At 64.6% G+C, this 14,879-nt stretch carries 16 protein-coding genes (1 of these 16 cut by a window edge); 8 read left to right on the forward strand and 8 right to left on the reverse strand.

Going from position 1 to position 14,879, the window contains the following annotated elements; translation table 11 throughout:
- Positions 1–47: 47 nt before the first annotated feature.
- Positions 48–863 (reverse strand): transporter substrate-binding domain-containing protein, encoded by an 816-nt coding sequence (locus AC522E_RS16120; RefSeq protein WP_500750728.1) that lies wholly within the window; start codon positions 861–863, stop codon positions 48–50.
- 88 nt (positions 864–951) lie between these two features.
- Here AC522E_RS16120 and AC522E_RS16125 point away from each other — a divergent pair, with 88 nt between their 5' ends.
- Positions 952–2,892, forward strand: coding sequence for a glycosyltransferase family 2 protein (locus AC522E_RS16125; protein WP_500747274.1), 1,941 nt, complete (start codon positions 952–954; stop codon positions 2,890–2,892).
- Here the strand turns inward: AC522E_RS16125 and AC522E_RS16130 are convergent.
- The gene (locus AC522E_RS16130) at positions 2,835–3,008 is read right to left on the reverse strand and encodes a hypothetical protein (RefSeq protein ID WP_500747275.1); all 174 of its coding nucleotides are present in this window, start codon (positions 3,006–3,008) and stop codon (positions 2,835–2,837) included. The genes AC522E_RS16125 and AC522E_RS16130 overlap by 58 nt on opposite strands.
- A gap of 91 nt (positions 3,009–3,099) precedes the next feature.
- A complete protein-coding gene (locus AC522E_RS16135) occupies positions 3,100–3,750 on the reverse strand; it encodes a trna delta -isopentenylpyrophosphate transferase (protein WP_500747276.1) in 651 nt (216 codons plus the stop codon).
- Between the two features lie 316 nt (positions 3,751–4,066).
- Here AC522E_RS16135 and AC522E_RS16140 point away from each other — a divergent pair, with 316 nt between their 5' ends.
- Positions 4,067–4,714, forward strand: coding sequence for a hypothetical protein (locus AC522E_RS16140; protein ID WP_500747277.1), 648 nt, complete (start codon positions 4,067–4,069; stop codon positions 4,712–4,714).
- Positions 4,715–4,717: 3 nt separating this feature from the next.
- On the opposite strand, the gene AC522E_RS16145 is transcribed toward AC522E_RS16140, so the two are convergent.
- The 3 genes from AC522E_RS16145 to AC522E_RS16155 are packed head-to-tail and all read right to left on the reverse strand — an operon-like array spanning position 4,718 to position 7,826.
- The gene (locus tag AC522E_RS16145; RefSeq protein WP_500747278.1) at positions 4,718–5,716 is read right to left on the reverse strand and encodes a metallophosphoesterase; all 999 of its coding nucleotides are present in this window, start codon (positions 5,714–5,716) and stop codon (positions 4,718–4,720) included.
- Positions 5,713–7,530, reverse strand: coding sequence for an AAA family ATPase (locus tag AC522E_RS16150; RefSeq protein WP_500747279.1), 1,818 nt, complete (start codon positions 7,528–7,530; stop codon positions 5,713–5,715). The genes AC522E_RS16145 and AC522E_RS16150 overlap by 4 nt, the downstream gene beginning before the upstream one ends.
- Positions 7,530–7,826, reverse strand: coding sequence for a hypothetical protein (locus AC522E_RS16155; protein WP_500747280.1), 297 nt, complete (start codon positions 7,824–7,826; stop codon positions 7,530–7,532). The genes AC522E_RS16150 and AC522E_RS16155 overlap by 1 nt, the downstream gene beginning before the upstream one ends.
- A gap of 288 nt (positions 7,827–8,114) precedes the next feature.
- On the opposite strand from AC522E_RS16155, the gene AC522E_RS16160 reads away from it, so the two are divergent.
- The 4 genes from AC522E_RS16160 (at position 8,115) to ssb (ending at position 10,157) form a co-directional block, all read left to right on the forward strand.
- Positions 8,115–8,720: a hypothetical protein gene (locus AC522E_RS16160; RefSeq protein WP_500747281.1), complete on the forward strand. Its 606-nt coding sequence runs from the start codon at positions 8,115–8,117 to the stop codon at positions 8,718–8,720.
- A gap of 83 nt (positions 8,721–8,803) precedes the next feature.
- Entirely contained in the window at positions 8,804–9,142 is a 339-nt protein-coding gene (locus tag AC522E_RS16165) for a hypothetical protein (protein ID WP_500747282.1), read from the forward strand.
- Between the two features lie 33 nt (positions 9,143–9,175).
- Positions 9,176–9,451 (forward strand): hypothetical protein, encoded by a 276-nt coding sequence (locus AC522E_RS16170; RefSeq protein WP_500747283.1) that lies wholly within the window; start codon positions 9,176–9,178, stop codon positions 9,449–9,451.
- Positions 9,452–9,656: 205 nt separating this feature from the next.
- Complete coding sequence (gene ssb / locus AC522E_RS16175) at positions 9,657–10,157, forward strand: single-stranded DNA-binding protein (RefSeq protein WP_500747284.1); 501 nt, start codon at positions 9,657–9,659, stop codon at positions 10,155–10,157.
- Between the two features lie 76 nt (positions 10,158–10,233).
- Here the strand turns inward: ssb and AC522E_RS16180 are convergent, their stop codons facing one another.
- Positions 10,234–11,127: a hypothetical protein gene (locus AC522E_RS16180; protein WP_500747285.1), complete on the reverse strand. Its 894-nt coding sequence runs from the start codon at positions 11,125–11,127 to the stop codon at positions 10,234–10,236.
- A 248-nt stretch (positions 11,128–11,375) separates the two neighbouring features.
- On the opposite strand from AC522E_RS16180, the gene AC522E_RS16185 reads away from it, so the two are divergent.
- Positions 11,376–13,706, forward strand: a complete 2,331-nt coding sequence (locus tag AC522E_RS16185) for an acyl-CoA dehydrogenase (protein ID WP_500747286.1) — start codon at positions 11,376–11,378, stop codon at positions 13,704–13,706.
- Positions 13,707–13,777: 71 nt separating this feature from the next.
- Complete coding sequence (locus AC522E_RS16190; RefSeq protein ID WP_500747287.1) at positions 13,778–14,194, forward strand: hypothetical protein; 417 nt, start codon at positions 13,778–13,780, stop codon at positions 14,192–14,194.
- A gap of 4 nt (positions 14,195–14,198) precedes the next feature.
- On the opposite strand, the gene AC522E_RS16195 is transcribed toward AC522E_RS16190, so the two are convergent.
- Positions 14,199–14,879: the end of a PHA/PHB synthase family protein gene (locus tag AC522E_RS16195; RefSeq protein WP_500747288.1), read on the reverse strand. The gene runs 1,179 nt beyond the window's last position; 681 of the gene's 1,860 nt are visible here — the last part of the coding sequence; its start codon lies off the right edge, out of view; the stop codon is at positions 14,199–14,201.

The following is a 14,879-nucleotide window of genomic DNA, read 5'->3' on the forward strand; positions in this document are numbered from 1 at the left end:
GGAAAACGCGGCACACTAGGGACCGTGCTGTCCAGGGTCAATGCGGCTTAAAAGGGGCTGACGGGAAAGAAGCGCAGGTAGAGTTCCGCATATTTGCCCTCTTTCCAGAGCTGCTGGAGCGCGTAATCGAAGGCGCGGCGCAGGTTTTCCTCATCCTGGCGGACGATGAAGCCGATGCCCTCGCCGAAGAAGCGGCTTTCCAGATAGGGGCCGCCGACGAAGTCACAGCACCCGGCGGAATCCTCTCCACCGATCCAGAGCGCGAGGCCGAGTCCCTCGGCGAACAGGTAATCGATCTGCCCCGCCTTCAGGGCCTCCTGCGCGTCGGACAGATCCTGGAACGGCTTAAGGCTGGCTTCTGCCATGAACGCTTTGGCGTAGGCCTCGTGCGCGGTCCCTCCGACTACGCCGATCGTCTTGCCGGCCAGCGCCTTCGCACGGGGCGGCGGCTGGTTGCGATCCTTTTTCACCGCGAAGCGGGCGGGAATCTTGAAGTAGGGCGACGTCACCGCAAAACGCTGCCGGAGCGACGCGGTCACGGGAATGGCGGCAGCCACCACATCCCCCTGCCGGTCCGCAAGGGCGTCAAGCAGGGTGTCGAAGCGGCGGACCTGAATGGTGCAGGTGATGGCCAGGCGCTCGCATGCGGCCCGGGCGAGTTCCACCGACAAGCCCGTCGGATTGCCATCGATTCCGCTGAAATGCAGAGGCGGGAAGTCATCATCGATCAGAAAGCGGATCGGGCGCAGCCCTGTCAGATCCGGACGCTCGAGCTGCGCCCGCGGGTCCCAGAAGTTCGGTATTGCGATGTCCTGCGCCTGGGCGGCCGCCAGGCTGGACAGGGACAAACTCAGAAACAGCAGGACCTGCCCTAGGGTGAGGGCATTGATCTTTCGGACGACGCGAGCGACGAATAAGGCAACTTTATATCGTTTTGGCAATCGTCACCTCTTGCAAGCCGTCCCGCCATATCCTGAAACGCCGCTCGCCCCTGAGAAGGAGGGTCTAGCGGAGGAAGGCCGACAGTCAACTCTCGTTCCGTCGGGACTGCCGTTCGAGATCGGTTTTCTCGCCGCCCATGGATATCCCCCCAGCGCGCTCCAGGATGCGGCCGTTTTCGCCGAGGCCTCGGGTGTCTCGGCGGATGTCTTCCTTCTGAAACACGGTCTCGTCGACGAAACGAGCTTCTACCGTGCTCTCGCCCGGGAACTCGGCCTTCCCTTCACTCTCGCGCCATGCCTGTCCGGACAGTGCCGCTATCCCGAGAGCATCCTCGCCGGTCTTGCACCGATGCAGCGCACGGATTCCTTTGCCGTTGCCCCCTCCGGCCCGGCCTTGTCACAGCTCCTGCGGCATCGGGCCGAGCTCGGCAGGACGCTCGTGGTCACGACGCCGACACGGCTGAGGGACGCCGTCCTTCGGGCTAAATCCCACACCATCGCCGATCAAGGCGCGAACGCGCTTTGTGGGCGGGCTCCGGACCTGTCGATCCGCGATGGACTTGGCCCAGGCCATGTGACCGTGCTGGGCATTCTTTCGTTCATGATCTCCTATGGCAGCATCGCCGCCCCGGGACCGACCCTGACGAGTTTAGCCGCCTTGATGAGTCCGCTCTTCCTCGCAGCGGTCACCTTGCGTCTGGCAGCAGGGCTTCTGAACAACGGGATCACGCCCTCCCGACCGATCAGCCGCGAGGGCGATTCCGGGCTGCCGGTCTATACGATCATCGCGCCCCTGTACCGGGAGCAGCGGATCGCGATCCGGCTTGTGACGGCGCTGGCGCGGCTCGATTATCCGGCCGCCAAGCTCGACATCAAGTTCGTCCTCGAAGCGGACGACCCGGAAACGCTGGCTGCTCTTGCCGCCATCCCGATGCCGGGCTTCATCGAGGTGATCGTCGCGCCCCCTGGCCATCCGCGCACCAAGCCGCGGGCGCTGAACATCGCCCTTCCCCTTGCGCGCGGCCACTACACCGTCATCTACGATGCCGAGGATGTACCGGATCCCGGTCAGCTCCGCCATGCCGCGGCGCTCTTCGCCGTTGCGCCGCCGGAGGTCGCCTGCCTCCAGGCAAGGCTCACCATCGACAATACGGACGATACCTGGCTCACGCGGTTGTTCACGATCGAATACGCGGCGCTCTTCGACGTGTTCAATCCGGGTCTCGCCGAGATCGGAAGTCCCATCGCTCTCGGCGGGACGTCCAACCACTTTCGGACCGATCTGCTCCGGCGGGTCCATGGCTGGGATGCCTGGAACGTGACGGAGGACGCTGATCTCGGCATCCGCCTGGCGAGAATGGGCTATCGGGTCTGGGATCTGCCGTCCTCGACGCTCGAGGAGGCTCCCGCCACGCTCGGCGCATGGATGAATCAGCGCACCCGTTGGATGAAGGGTTTCATGCAGACCTGCGTCAGCCATTCGCGCAAACCTTGGCGGACTTTCGCGCAGCTCGGGCCATGGCGCAGCATAGGCGCCGGCGTTCTGACCTTTGGCGCGGTCTTGAGCGCCCTCGGTTTTCCGTTCTTCACCTTGCTCTTCGTCGCGGCTTGGGACGGCGTCGTTCTCCCAGGCGTGTCGCAGCACTCGCCGCTTCTGCGTGCGGGAAGCAGCACCCTGTTCGTCATGGGAATGGCCGCGATCATTCTTCCCGCCTTCGTCGCTCTCAAGCGCCGGCGCCTGTGGCGGCTGCTGCCTTGGGTGCCGCTGCTGCCGATCTACTACATGCTCGTAAGCGCGGCCGCCTGGCGAGCCTTGTGGGAAGTGGTGCGGGAACCGTTCCGCTGGAACAAGACCAGCCACGGGCTGGCGCGCACGTCACGCACCGGACTGCTTCAGAAACACCAGGCCAGGGCGGAGGAGACGACGTCGCTGAACACGGCTGCACCCTGACGCCACCAGAGCAGGCCTCCGGCGCCGATGAGGCACAGGGCGGCGGCCACGATCAGGATGCGACCGATCAGCCGCTCCTGCCTGTCAGGTGTGGATGCTTCGCTGTTGATGCTCATGCCGTGCCGTTCCGCTGCCGCATGGAGCGATCATACCCAACCATGAGCCGATATGGGAAGGGGTGAGCGATCGTCCCCTTCCCATGTGCAATCAGGCCGCCTTCTTGGTCGGCCAGCCAAGTTCCACGAGGCGCGCCTTGGCACAGTCCCGGATCTCGTCGCGGATGCCTTCCGGAAGGTCGTTCAGGATCCGCTGGGTATCCGCGTGCAGCATCAGGTCCGTCACGGCGTTGATGGTCTTCGCCTTTGCGATCTTCTGCCTCAGCTCCGCCTCGACCTGGCCCTCCGGCCCGACGACCTCGACTGCGTTCCTGTCGGCTTCGGCCGGCGGCTCGGCCTGGGAGGGCCGGCTGTTCTTGAACTCGTCCGCCTCTTCCTCGGAATAGACGAGACCGTGGAGCTCGATAAGCTTGAGGATCACCCGATCCTTCGCCCGCTTCTCGGCCATGGCATAGACGTAGGCCGCCTGCTTGCCGGAGACGCGGTAATTCGTCCCGACCAACGCTTCGCCGATCGACCATTCCAGGCGCTCGCCCATCCGGCCGGTGACCAGGATGACGGCTTCATCGCGCTCGGCTCGCACGATCGTCGGGGGCTCGAACTGGATGGCTGCGTGCGCCGCAATGCGCTCGAGAGCCTTGTGATAGATCACGGCCGTGCCTTGGACGCGCCAGACGTTTCCGGCCATCGGCTCGCCGAATTTCGCCAGAACCTCGGCAATCTTCTTGTCTGTCGTATTCATCGTCGATCCTCACTGCGAACGGTCACCGGACACGCGTCCGTTCTTTGTTTGTTCTATAGCAAATCGGGGTCGATCAGTCCAATTACAAGTCAGTATTGCCAAGGTTAAAACCCTTTAATTTCAAGTATGTTGGGTGCAGCGTCGTTTTGCCCCAAGGTCATGCGTAGCGGTCCGGAGCGCACACCCAAGTTCCCGCTCGCGCAGGAACTGCGCGAGAATTGACGGCCTCGCTCTTGTTCTATATTTGTTCGCATTCACTTTCTGGGCGAATGCCATGTAGGTCTCCGGTCCCTGAGACTGTCACGCTGGAGGTTTGATGTCAGCGCAAGCCATTCTCGATCTCCCGTCGCGGCGCATCTCCCGTGGCGGGCCACGCCGCGCCCGCAAAAGTCCGGCCGCGGCCCCGACCCGCCCGTCTCTGGTCGCCGACTTTCTCGCGCTCTGCGAGCTCGATCCCGAGATCGAGGCTCTCCAGGCCCCTGCATCCCCGGCGAGCTTCGACCTGGGAGGCGAGACGATGGAGCACGTGGCGGATTTCGAGATCGTTCGTGACGGAGCCGCGTCCCTCGTCGATATCGTCACGGAGGAGGATCTGACGCGGCATCCCCTGCGCGCAGCCGCGATCCATGGATCCATTGCCGCAGACGGGCGTCCCTTCGCCTTCGAGACTGCCGCGAGCATTCGTGCGGAACCACGCTTCACGACGGTGCGTCTCATCATGGCGTGCAGGCGCACCCTCGTGACGGCCGGGGACAGGGTACGCATCCTGCACCAGCTCGATGAAACCGGAACGATGCGGCTCGTCGATTGCGCGGGCGCGGTCATGAACAGCGCAGATGGCGTCGCGGCGGTTCTGGCCCTCGCCTGCGAGGGATTGATCGCCGTTGATATCAGCCGCCCGATCCTGCCCGAGACATCGGTGCGCCGGCGCCGCCTGCCCTACTCGGATCCCTTCGCGTTCTGACCGTCAGGACCGGGCATGGCGCTCGACCGCTTCCCCGAGGAGGGAGCGGACGACGGCGCGCACGGCATCGGGCGTATCGCCGGAGAGGAACTGCGCCTCGATCTCGTCGCGCAGGATGGATCCGTCGCCGCTCCGCTTCAGCTCCGTCGGCGATTCTGCCTGGAGCAGGGTGACGAAGGCGCTTTCGACAGCCTGCGCGACGACTGCCCCGTCCGCGGCCTCGACCAGTCGGCCGGTGAGATCGAACACATCGGCCTCGAACGGCAAGGCCTCGGGGCTCAGGTCTCCGGCGGCATCGAGGACCCATGCCCGCGGCACATGGTCCACGAGGTCGACGGATTGGCGGGTGATGTTACCCGGATTCATCCAGCGCGTACGGCCGGCCGTGACGCTCTTCTGCGTCTTGTGGATGTGACCATTGACGAGAAGCTCGCATCCCTCGATCGCGAAAGGCGGTACCGCGCCGGGATAGCCGCCGTCGAAAGCGATGTCGTGATGGCTGAACCAGACCTGCCGGTCCACGTCCGTGAAGGAACCGCGGATGTCGGTTGGAATCGCCTGGCCGAAGGGTGTCATGCCGATCCCGATGCGGCGATCGCCGATCCGATAGGCAGCGACCGGAGCCGATGTGGCGACCACATCGACGACATCGCAGAGGCCGAGCAGCGCCAGGGTGTCGCTGTCGGTCAGGGTCATGTGCTGAATGTCGTGATTGCCGACATTGACGACCGGGCGGTGCCGGAAGCCTTTCAGGATGCGGATGAGTTGGTTCTTCAGCGCTTCGTCCGGCTCGACCGGCCGATCGAACAGGTCGCCCAGAATGACGACCGCTAGGTCGCGCCCGTTGGCCAAGCCGACGCAATGCTCGAGCTTCGCCAGAACCGGCTGGGGCCAGAGTACATCCTTGCGCCGCCCGGGACGGCGCGAGCCCACATGCGGGTCCCCGATGACGAGAAGCCCGCTGCAGGCGCGGGTGTCGAGGCTTTCTCCGGATAGGATCATGCGGTCAGTCGCTCCCCGGTCAGATGGGTTTGATGGTCCAAAAGGGTCTCGGCGCTCACGGGAGAACCGCAGGTCGGACACAATCCGCCGTTCTCCTCGACGAGATCCGCTATGTCCGTACGAAGAGCCTCCAGTTCCGCATCGATCCGTGTCATGCGATCCCGTGCACCGGCAGCCGCATTCCGGACATCTGCGAGACGCGTCAGGGCGCCTTGCATCCCTTCCGTGGCTTCAAGGGTCGGCAATGCAGGCGGCAATGACCGCAGGCAGGACATGCGCTCCTCGCAACGGCGGAGCCGGGCGACGGCATCCAGGACATCGCGGCCGATGCGCTCCCGCTCCCCGGCACGCTGCAGATCCATGCCGAGCGCGGCGAAACTGTCGGGCGTGGGCAGGGCGGCGGTCGCGTCAGCACGGGCCCGCGCCAGCCTCGCCTTCCGCGCCAGGTCCTGCATGCAACCGAGCGTCATCTGCATGGCTTGAAGGTGAAGTTCCGCCGCTCTGATTTCAACTGCGCGGTCCTGCGCCAGGCCGAGACGGCTCTTGAGGGGGGCCAGCGCCTCGAGGCTCTCCAACTCCTCCCGCAGCGCGATCAGCTCGCGCTCACCATTGCGCACCAATGCATTGTCGCGGGCGCAGCGCTCCCGATGGATGACGAGCATGTCGCGAATGTAGCTGGCCTCCTGCCCGATCGACAGGACGGCCGAGCGGCGCGAGGCGGGCTCGCCCAGAAGAAATACCGGAAACTTCTGGTGTGCGATATGGACGTCGAGATCCTCGACTTTCCTGATGCGGAACAGTTCCGCTACCCAGTCCGGCACCGCGCGACCGCCGGTCTCGTAGCGCATCGCCGCGGTCTCGACGATTGTTCCATCGGCCTCATGCAGCGACCAGATATTGACGGGAGTCCGGCGCGGCTGCCGCGTGAAGCGAAGAACGCGCCGCCCCGCAACGCCGATCTCGATCGCCGCCGCTTTCGCGCCAGCCCTCACGAGGCTATCGCGAGCCTCGCCATAGAACACGGCGCGAAGCGCGCGGATGAACGTCGACTTGCCGCGATTGTTCGGCCCGATCAGAGCATTGACACCGGGGCTCAAGGGAAGCGTGGCATCCTCATAGGCCTGCACGTTGACGAGACGGATGAAGCGCAGGCCGGGCGCGGCGTCGTCCCACTCAGCGCTGCAATCCGCGGATTGAATGGTCACGCCGGATACGGGCCCGCCGACGACGCGCGCGATGTGGAATTGCCCCGAGAATTGCGACAGGTCGTGGTGCGATACGGCGAGGCATTGAACGCCGAGCCGCGCGGCACCGTCCTCCAGGACGCGATAGAAGGAGGCAACGCGCTCAGGCGCGATCCAGCAGTCGGCCTCGTCGAGGGCGAGAAAGCGCGCGACATCGGCTTTGACCACCGCAATCAGACGCAGGGCCATGCCGATGACATTGGTGAGTGCGCCACCATTGTCTTCAAGCACATCCTCCATGCTGCCGTCCTGACGCTTCACGCAGATATCGAGGGCTGCCAGCCCACGCTCCGTCGACAGGTCGAGGGCGACAGGCTTCTCGCCGGGCAGGACCTCCTGAACCAGAGCCGAGAGGAGCGTCTCGAACGCCGCCAGATTGCGCCGGCTGGCACTGCCGTGAACGGCCTCGATGAAGGCCTCGACCTCGTCCTTCACGGCCAGGCGTCCCTTGGCCAGTTCGATGTCGCGGGTCAGTTCGTCGGCACGAGCCTTGAGTGCGTCGCGGCGGCCTTCCAGACGCGCGAGCGCCGAAGCCGCGCGGGCGACCTGATGATCGGCGTCTCCACGCATCAGGGCTCGCCTCCGAGTTGGCGCAGACGGCTTTCGACATCGCGAAGGACGGCATCGAAATCATCGACCCGTTTCGCATTCTCCGTCAGGGCTGCTTCGATCAGCCGCTGAAGCTCCGCTTCGTCGTCGGTGCCGAACTCGTCCCTGGCCTTGGCTCGGGCCTGCTCAAGGTCCCGCGTCAGCCGGTCAACCTCGCCCTCTGCCCGGATGCGCTCCGCGCGCAGCCGTTCGAAGGTGGCACGCATCCCCTCAAGGCGCCTGAGGCTGTCATTTTGCGGGCGTTTCAGGCTCGTCATCTCGAGGTCTCTCCCTTCCCGGATCGGCGCTTCTTCAAGTCAAGCTGGGCTGTGAATGTTTGCGAGAACTATCGTCTCACTGTCGGACGTCGAAGGCACAATCTCTTTAATCCTACCGCTCCGTCCCCACATAATATCCGTTACTCCGAGATTACAGTCCGCGCGAGCGCATTTGCTTGACACAGAATCTCCCCGCGGTATGTTCTCTTTTTGTTCCAGTTTCAATTCATGAAACCCGGTCATGGCGCCATTAAGGCATCGCAAGACCGTGGCGCGGAGGATGTCGGAATGGCAGCCGTGACGGAAGAACTGTCGATTTTCGAGAACGAGGAATGGCTCGTGACGGCAAGCGGTCTCGAGCACAAGGAAACCGGCTACTTCATCGAGCGTGAAAGCCTTGGCGCCAGGCGGGGCGACGGCCTGTGGTCGTGGCCTCTCCACATGGCGGAAAAGACATGGTGCGCCATGGCTCCGTTTGCGGAGGCGTTCTCCTGTGCGGTCGCCGTTCACCGGATCGAGTCCGACATCGATCTTGCGCGCACATTCACCATCGCGCGCCGCGAAATCGCCGCTTGGCCGCAGCCTTCCGGAAGCGCTGCAAAGCTTGCTGCGTCATCGCTGGCGACCTTGCAACAGGGCTTGCGCGACCCCATCTTAATACAGCGGAAAGGTGCTGAAAATCCTGACGATCACGAGGCTTTTCACGGTTCCGATGCAAGTGTGCGCAAGCGCAACGTCGAAGGCATCCGCTCCCTTTCGGCCCATGCGCGGCTTCGCCCCTCCCGTTTCGATCTCATGCGGGCCACGTCATTTCGCTGGCGGGCGCCGAAAAGGATTCGGAGAACGGGAACGAAGCTTGTTCGGATGATTCAGGCGGCATGGAACATAAAGTGAACTTATTGCCAAGCTCCGCGCATCCCCTCCGCCGATCCATGGATCGGCGGACATCCCCTTTCGGCGTCGCGGACGATTCCGATGTGGCCGAAGTCGAAACCGCGGACGATTTCGCGCGGCACGTGATTTTTGCGATCTGCCAGGCGAGCGTCACGCCTTCCGTGGGGCGGCGCACCTTTGGACAATGCATGCGGGCGCTCGAGATGGGCGCGACGGCACGGCTCGGCTTCCGTCATCCGTCCAAGGCTGACGCGATCGACCAGGTCTGGCGCGAGCGTGCCCGTCTGTTCCGGGACTATGGCGCGAGCAACGACAAGCTCGCCTATCTCACGACGCTGCCCTGGATCGGTCCCGCGACGAAAAGAACTTTGGCCCGCCGGCTCGGCCTTTTGGCCGCGCTGGATCACAGGGCCGTTGCCTGAACCCGAGAAGAACGACAAGAAGAGGTGTCATCGATGTCCAAGGAACGTGCAAGCGATGTGGGCTTCTGCGTCGTCGACAGCAATGCCGACGCCATCGCGGATAACCTCATTCATCGGATCCGCGAAAGTGCTGTCGAAATGGAGAGCCAGATCAACCGGCTCTATCGCGGCCGCAATGCCTATGATCTCAGCGCCGGCGCCAAGGCAGATCTCGACAAGGTGGTCGAGCGCCTGACCTACATGGCAAAGACCCTCCGCGAGGTCGGCGGAGCCCAGTCTCAAGTCGTCTACCTGCAAGCCGCTGAATAGGCGCGCCCGTCGCGGAATGGACCGCGATGGGCAACCCCTCTGCCGACGCCCGTAAACCCGCCCCTCCCATGAACAGCCTTCGCTCGCTCAACCGGCGCGCTTGCCATTTTCACAGAACAAATGTAGAACGAAACCGATGTCCGAATGGGACAGGAGAGCGAAACCGACCTGACGATCGTCAGGAGAGATGAAGTGGAGTGTTGCCATGGCAGGCAGCGTGAACAAGGTGATATTGGTTGGCAATCTGGGTCGGGACCCGGAGGTTCGGCGTCTGAACTCTGGCGAGCCGGTGGTGAACCTGCGGATTGCGACGTCGGAGACCTGGAAGGACAAGGGGACCGGGGAGCGCAAGGAGAAGACCGAGTGGCACTCGGTGGTGATCTTCAACGAGAACCTGGCGCGGGTGGCGGAGCAGTATCTCAAGAAGGGTTCGAAGGTGTATGTCGAGGGCCAGCTGCAGACGCGCAAGTGGCAGGACCAGCAGGGTGTGGAGAAGTACACCACCGAGGTGGTGCTGCAGCGGTTCCGCGGCGAGCTGACGATCCTCGACAGCCGGGGCGGCGGCGCCTCGGAATACGGCGAGGAGGAGCCCGGCCAGGTCAGCCGCGGCGGCGAGTTCGGGCGCTCGGCGCCGCTCGAGCGCAAGCCCGCGCCGGCAGGCGGCGGCTCGCGCTTTTCCGACATCGACGACGATATTCCGTTCTAGGCCCGAGCCTCGCTCCCACCACCACCACAATCCGGGCCCACGGGCCCGGATTTTTTTGCCTGGCATGCGGCGTTTCCTAGATTTTCTCCGAAAGTCCCCGCGCCCGCGCCGCCCGCTCGATCTGGCGCAGCTGCCGGGCCCGTTCGCGAAGTTCCTCACGATCAGGCAGCCACCATCCCCGGCTCGTCGCCAAATCGGGATCGCGCGGATCCCGCGCCGGCCTCGCCCGATAGATCTCCCACAGAAGAGGCCTGCGCCAGCGCGCCCAGACATACCCGTTCGATGGGCTCCGCAGGTGAGGATAGAGCTCCCCCACGGCAGGATCGGCGACAGGCTCGGCCTCGATGGCCTCGAAGACCACAATGCCCCAGGAGACGGTCGCCACCGGCTGCTCGAGAGGGGGAAGATCGTCCCCCGGCACGGGATAGCGCCGACGGCGGCGCTCGGCCTGCGTGGCTCGAGACGCCTCATGTTCGCGCTGTTCCAGGCGCCGGGCTCTCCGGGCTTCGGGTTCGTTGCGCCGCGCGGCCCCCTCGATCTCGGGCCAGCGGCCGAGCAGGTCGTCATAGGAGCGGAAGGGCACACGCCAGACCTTCGCTTCGGGATCCCAGCGTGCCCAGGGGATTTGGCGCATGGCCTCGACAACGGTTCGGGAATAGGGCGTGCGCACCGCCAGGTCGTCGCCGACGATGAGGTAGGGACTCCGAAGCGGCTCGAAGGCGAAGGCATCGCGGCCCTTGTCGTCGGCGTGCCGGTCGAGGGTCTCGAGTTCCCGGGATATCCAGGCATCGAGGCGCCGGAGGGCGGTCGTTCCCGGCACGAACCAACACTGCTCGCCGCCGCGCCAGCGAGCGCGCGGGAATGCCTCCCGGAAGCGCGCGACGAGCTCCCGATCATAGGGGAATGCGGCGAACGCCCCCGGCCTGTCGCCTTCAGAGGGCGTTATGCGGAAGGCTGATGCAATCTCCATCTCGCTGCGCCTATTCCTCCGTCTCACCGGACAACCCGCGCTGCCGATGTTTCGATCCCGGGTTTGGCCCCGCCTGCACCAGGTGAGCGCTTGCCAAGCACATGCGACTCTGGGCGAAATCCAATTTCCCTGTACAAATGGAGAGGACTTGGAAACGGCCGAGCTGCGGGCGATGCCCCGGCCTTATGCCGTTTCGCGTCATCCTAAGTCCTCGCATGCCGAGGCTTGAAGCGGAGCGAGTGAACGCCATGACCGACCCGAGCTTTCGCCTGAAATGGCTCTCTGGACCAGCTTTTCGCTTCGCGAAAAAAGCCATGCCCCGCATGTCGGCGACAGAAAGCGAGGCCATCGAAGCGGGCGACGTCTGGTGGGACGGGGACCTGTTCACGGGCAACCCCGACTGGGACAAGCTCCTCGCCGTGCCGCCGGCCGGCCTGTCGCCCGAGGAAGAGGCCTTCCTTGCGGGCCCGGTCGAAACGCTTTGCGGAATGCTCGACGATTGGCGCATCACCTGGACGGATCGGGACCTGCCCCAGGAGGCCTGGGACTTCCTGAAGGCGAACAGGTTCTTCGGCATGATCATTCCCAGGGTCCATGGTGGCCTCGGCTTCTCTGCCTATGCGCATTCCGAGGTGGTGCGGAAGATCTCCACCCGCTCCGTTGCCGCCGCCGTTGCGACCATGGTTCCGAACTCGCTTGGCCCCGGGGAGTTGCTTCTGCAATTCGGCACGAAGGAGCAGCAGGAATACTGGCTGCCGCGCCTGGCGGACGGTCGCGAGATCCCGTGCTTCGGATTGACGAGCCCGGAGGCAGGATCCGACGCGGCGTCGATGACCGATACGGGAATCGTCTGCCGCGCGGAGCACGAGGGCCAGGAGGTGCTCGGCATCCGTCTCAACTGGAACAAGCGCTACATCACGCTCGGGCCCGTCGCGACGGTGCTCGGCCTCGCCTTCAAGCTACGCGACCCGGAACGTCTCCTCGGCGGCGAGGAGGAGATCGGGATCACCGTCGCGCTGGTACCCACATCCGCTCCTGGCGTCGAGATCGGGCGTCGGCACATCCCCTGTTTCCAGATGTTCCAGAACGGCCCGACATCGGGCCGTGACGTATTCATTCCTCTCGACGATGTGATCGGAGGCCGCGAGCGCGTCGGCCAGGGCTGGCGAATGCTCATGAGTGCGCTCGCCGCGGGGCGCGGAATCTCCCTTCCCTCTCTATCGGCTGCGGGCGCCGCATTCGCCGCCCATACGAGCGGCGCCTATGCCCGCGTGCGCGAGCAGTTCCACATTCCGATCGGCAGGTTCGAAGGCGTCCAGGAAAAACTCGCCGCCATCGCCGGAGCTGCCTACCTCCTCGACGCTGCGCGCCGCCTCACCTGCGCGGGTCTCGACCAGGGCCATCATCCGGCGGTGATCTCGGGCATCATGAAGCTGCACGCCACCGAACGCATGCGCATCGCCCTGAACGATGCCATGGACATCCACGCCGGCAAGGCGGTGATCGACGGACCGCTGAACTATCTCGGCAACTTCTATCGCGCGGTTCCCGTCGGGATCACGGTCGAGGGGGCCAATGTTCTCACGCGCAGCCTGATCATCTTCGGCCAAGGCTCCATCCGCAGCCATCCCTACATCCTCGAGGAGCTTATGACGCTCAACGACGCCGATGAGGGGCGCGGGCTGGTCGACTTCGACAAGGTGTTCTGGTCCCATGTCGGCCATACGGCGAGGACCCTGTTCCGCGCCTGGGCACGAAGCTGGAGCGGCGGGTGGCTGTCCCCCGCCCCGAACGCCGGCGCGGCGCGGCGCTATTACCGCCAGCTCGGACGTTATTCGGCAGCCTTCGCCCTTGCCGCGGATTTCGCCTTCCTGACCATGGGTGGGGCTCTCAAGCGCCGAGAGCTGATTTCGGCCCGCTTCGGCGACATCCTGTCGGAGCTCTATCTCCTGTCCGCGGCCCTTAAGCGATGGCATGACGAGGGCCGCCAGCGCGACGATCTGCCTCTTCTCGGATTTGTCATGGCGCGCGGTTTCCAGACCGTCGAAATGCGCTTCGCGGAGATTCTGGCGAACCTGCCTCAACGTCCGGTCGCGTGGCTCCTCAAGTTGATCATCCAGCCTCTCGGCGCACGGGCGCTCGGCCCGTCCGACGCGCTGACGGCGCAATGCGCCGCCATCCTCCTCGAACCCTCCTCGGCGCGCGACCGGCTGACGCCCGGCCTCTATCACGGCACGGACAACGACGGCCTGTCCCGGCTCGAACGAGCCTTCTTGCTCGTCACGCGGACGCAAGCCCTGCGCGACAAGGTCAGGAGAGCGAACATGGAGGACTGGCGCGCGGCCCTTGCGAGCGATGTCATCTCCGCAGCCGACGCTCGCCTTCTCGAGGAAACGGAGATGGCTGTCGCAGCGGCGATCGAGGTCGATTCTTTTTCTGCCGACGACCTGTCACCGGGGCGACATCGGTCTCCCGCTGGAACGCCCGAAGGAGGAGCGCCCGACGAATTACCGGCGGAAACGGCGCCGTCACCGTCCTATAGCGGCGTGATTTCGGACCCCTCCCTAACCTTTCATTAACCATGAGAGCGCATTCTGAGTGAACAGGCGCAAGCGATTTCGCGCGCCGTTTTCTCCCGGAGGCGACGGCCATGGCGGACAAGTCCTTTTCCAAGATTCTCGAAGAGAAGATCGCGCAGATCGAGCAGATCGTGGCCGCGATCGCACAGGATGCCGAGGAGACCAAGCTGCGCGAATTGCGTAACGTCCTGATCAGTCTCGCCGGTGTGATCGAGCGCGATCCGGGAATCGAGATGGCGTCCGACGATGTCTACTCCGCGGGCTTGATCGTCGTGAGCGACGCGGTTGTCGGAACGCGCCCCTATTCACGCAAGCAGCGCCTGCTGGTGAGCGCCTCGGAGCGGCTTGTGAGCCGGCTCGAACGGGTCCGCGAGAGCGCGGCATGCGACGATGAGATCACGGCGCCGGCGCCGAGCTACGTCGTGCCGTTCCAGATCGGATTCGACGGATCCGTCGGACCGCGGCCCATGTGCGAGCCCGCGCTGTAAGCCTTCAGGGCTCTCTCACATAAGTGCCCGGTGCCGTGCCGATCACAGGATAGGCCGGAGGCGCCCCAACGGTCGGAGGAGCCACCGGGCTCCCGGAATGAAGGCCGAGCCAGGCGACCCATTCCGGCCACCAGGACCCCTCGCGGCGTGGCGCGAGGAGCTGCCAGGTATCAGGATCCAGGTGGCGGTCGCCCTCCTTCTTGCTCAGCACCTGATAGCTGCGATGCGGCCTCCCGGGCTCCGAAACGATTCCGGCATTGTGACCTCCGGTCGTGAGGAGGAAGGTCACGTCCGTGTCGGTCAGAGGATGGATCTTGAAGACCGAACGCCATGGTGCGACGTGATCGCGCGTGGTGCCGACGGCAAAGATCGGGGCACGGATATCGCCGATCGCGATCGGCCTGCCAACGACCCTGAATCGCCCCTCGGCAAGATCGTTCTGCAGGAACAGCTGCCGCAGATACTCGGAATGCATCGCATAGGGCATGCGCGTCGCATCCGCATTCCAGGCCATCAGGTCGCTCATGGGCTCGCGCTCGCCCATCAGGTAATTGTTGATCACGTAGGACCAGACGAGATCGTTCGAGCGCAACAGCTGAAACGCGCCCGACATCTGCCTGCTGTCGAGATAACCCTGCTGCCACATCAGATCCTCCAGGAATTGAACCTGGCTCTCGTTGATGAA

It is taken from the genome of Microvirga sp. BF8 (assembly GCF_059888585.1).

What these genes read in the sequence shown, in the direction of transcription:
- ssb (WP_500747284.1), top strand. Translation starts at nt 9,657, where the DNA reads ATGGCAGGCAGCGTGAACAAGGTGATATTGGTTGGCAATCTGGGTCGG.
- AC522E_RS16135 (WP_500747276.1), bottom strand. Translation starts at nt 3,750, where the DNA reads ATGAATACGACAGACAAGAAGATTGCCGAGGTTCTGGCGAAATTCGGC.
- AC522E_RS16140 (WP_500747277.1), top strand. Translation starts at nt 4,067, where the DNA reads ATGTCAGCGCAAGCCATTCTCGATCTCCCGTCGCGGCGCATCTCCCGT.
- AC522E_RS16185 (WP_500747286.1), top strand. Translation starts at nt 11,376, where the DNA reads ATGACCGACCCGAGCTTTCGCCTGAAATGGCTCTCTGGACCAGCTTTT.
- AC522E_RS16155 (WP_500747280.1), bottom strand. Translation starts at nt 7,826, where the DNA reads ATGACGAGCCTGAAACGCCCGCAAAATGACAGCCTCAGGCGCCTTGAG.
- AC522E_RS16160 (WP_500747281.1), top strand. Translation starts at nt 8,115, where the DNA reads ATGGCAGCCGTGACGGAAGAACTGTCGATTTTCGAGAACGAGGAATGG.
- AC522E_RS16190 (WP_500747287.1), top strand. Translation starts at nt 13,778, where the DNA reads ATGGCGGACAAGTCCTTTTCCAAGATTCTCGAAGAGAAGATCGCGCAG.
- AC522E_RS16150 (WP_500747279.1), bottom strand. Translation starts at nt 7,530, where the DNA reads ATGCGTGGAGACGCCGATCATCAGGTCGCCCGCGCGGCTTCGGCGCTC.
- AC522E_RS16130 (WP_500747275.1), bottom strand. Translation starts at nt 3,008, where the DNA reads ATGAGCATCAACAGCGAAGCATCCACACCTGACAGGCAGGAGCGGCTG.
- AC522E_RS16180 (WP_500747285.1), bottom strand. Translation starts at nt 11,127, where the DNA reads ATGGAGATTGCATCAGCCTTCCGCATAACGCCCTCTGAAGGCGACAGG.
- AC522E_RS16170 (WP_500747283.1), top strand. Translation starts at nt 9,176, where the DNA reads ATGTCCAAGGAACGTGCAAGCGATGTGGGCTTCTGCGTCGTCGACAGC.
- AC522E_RS16145 (WP_500747278.1), bottom strand. Translation starts at nt 5,716, where the DNA reads ATGATCCTATCCGGAGAAAGCCTCGACACCCGCGCCTGCAGCGGGCTT.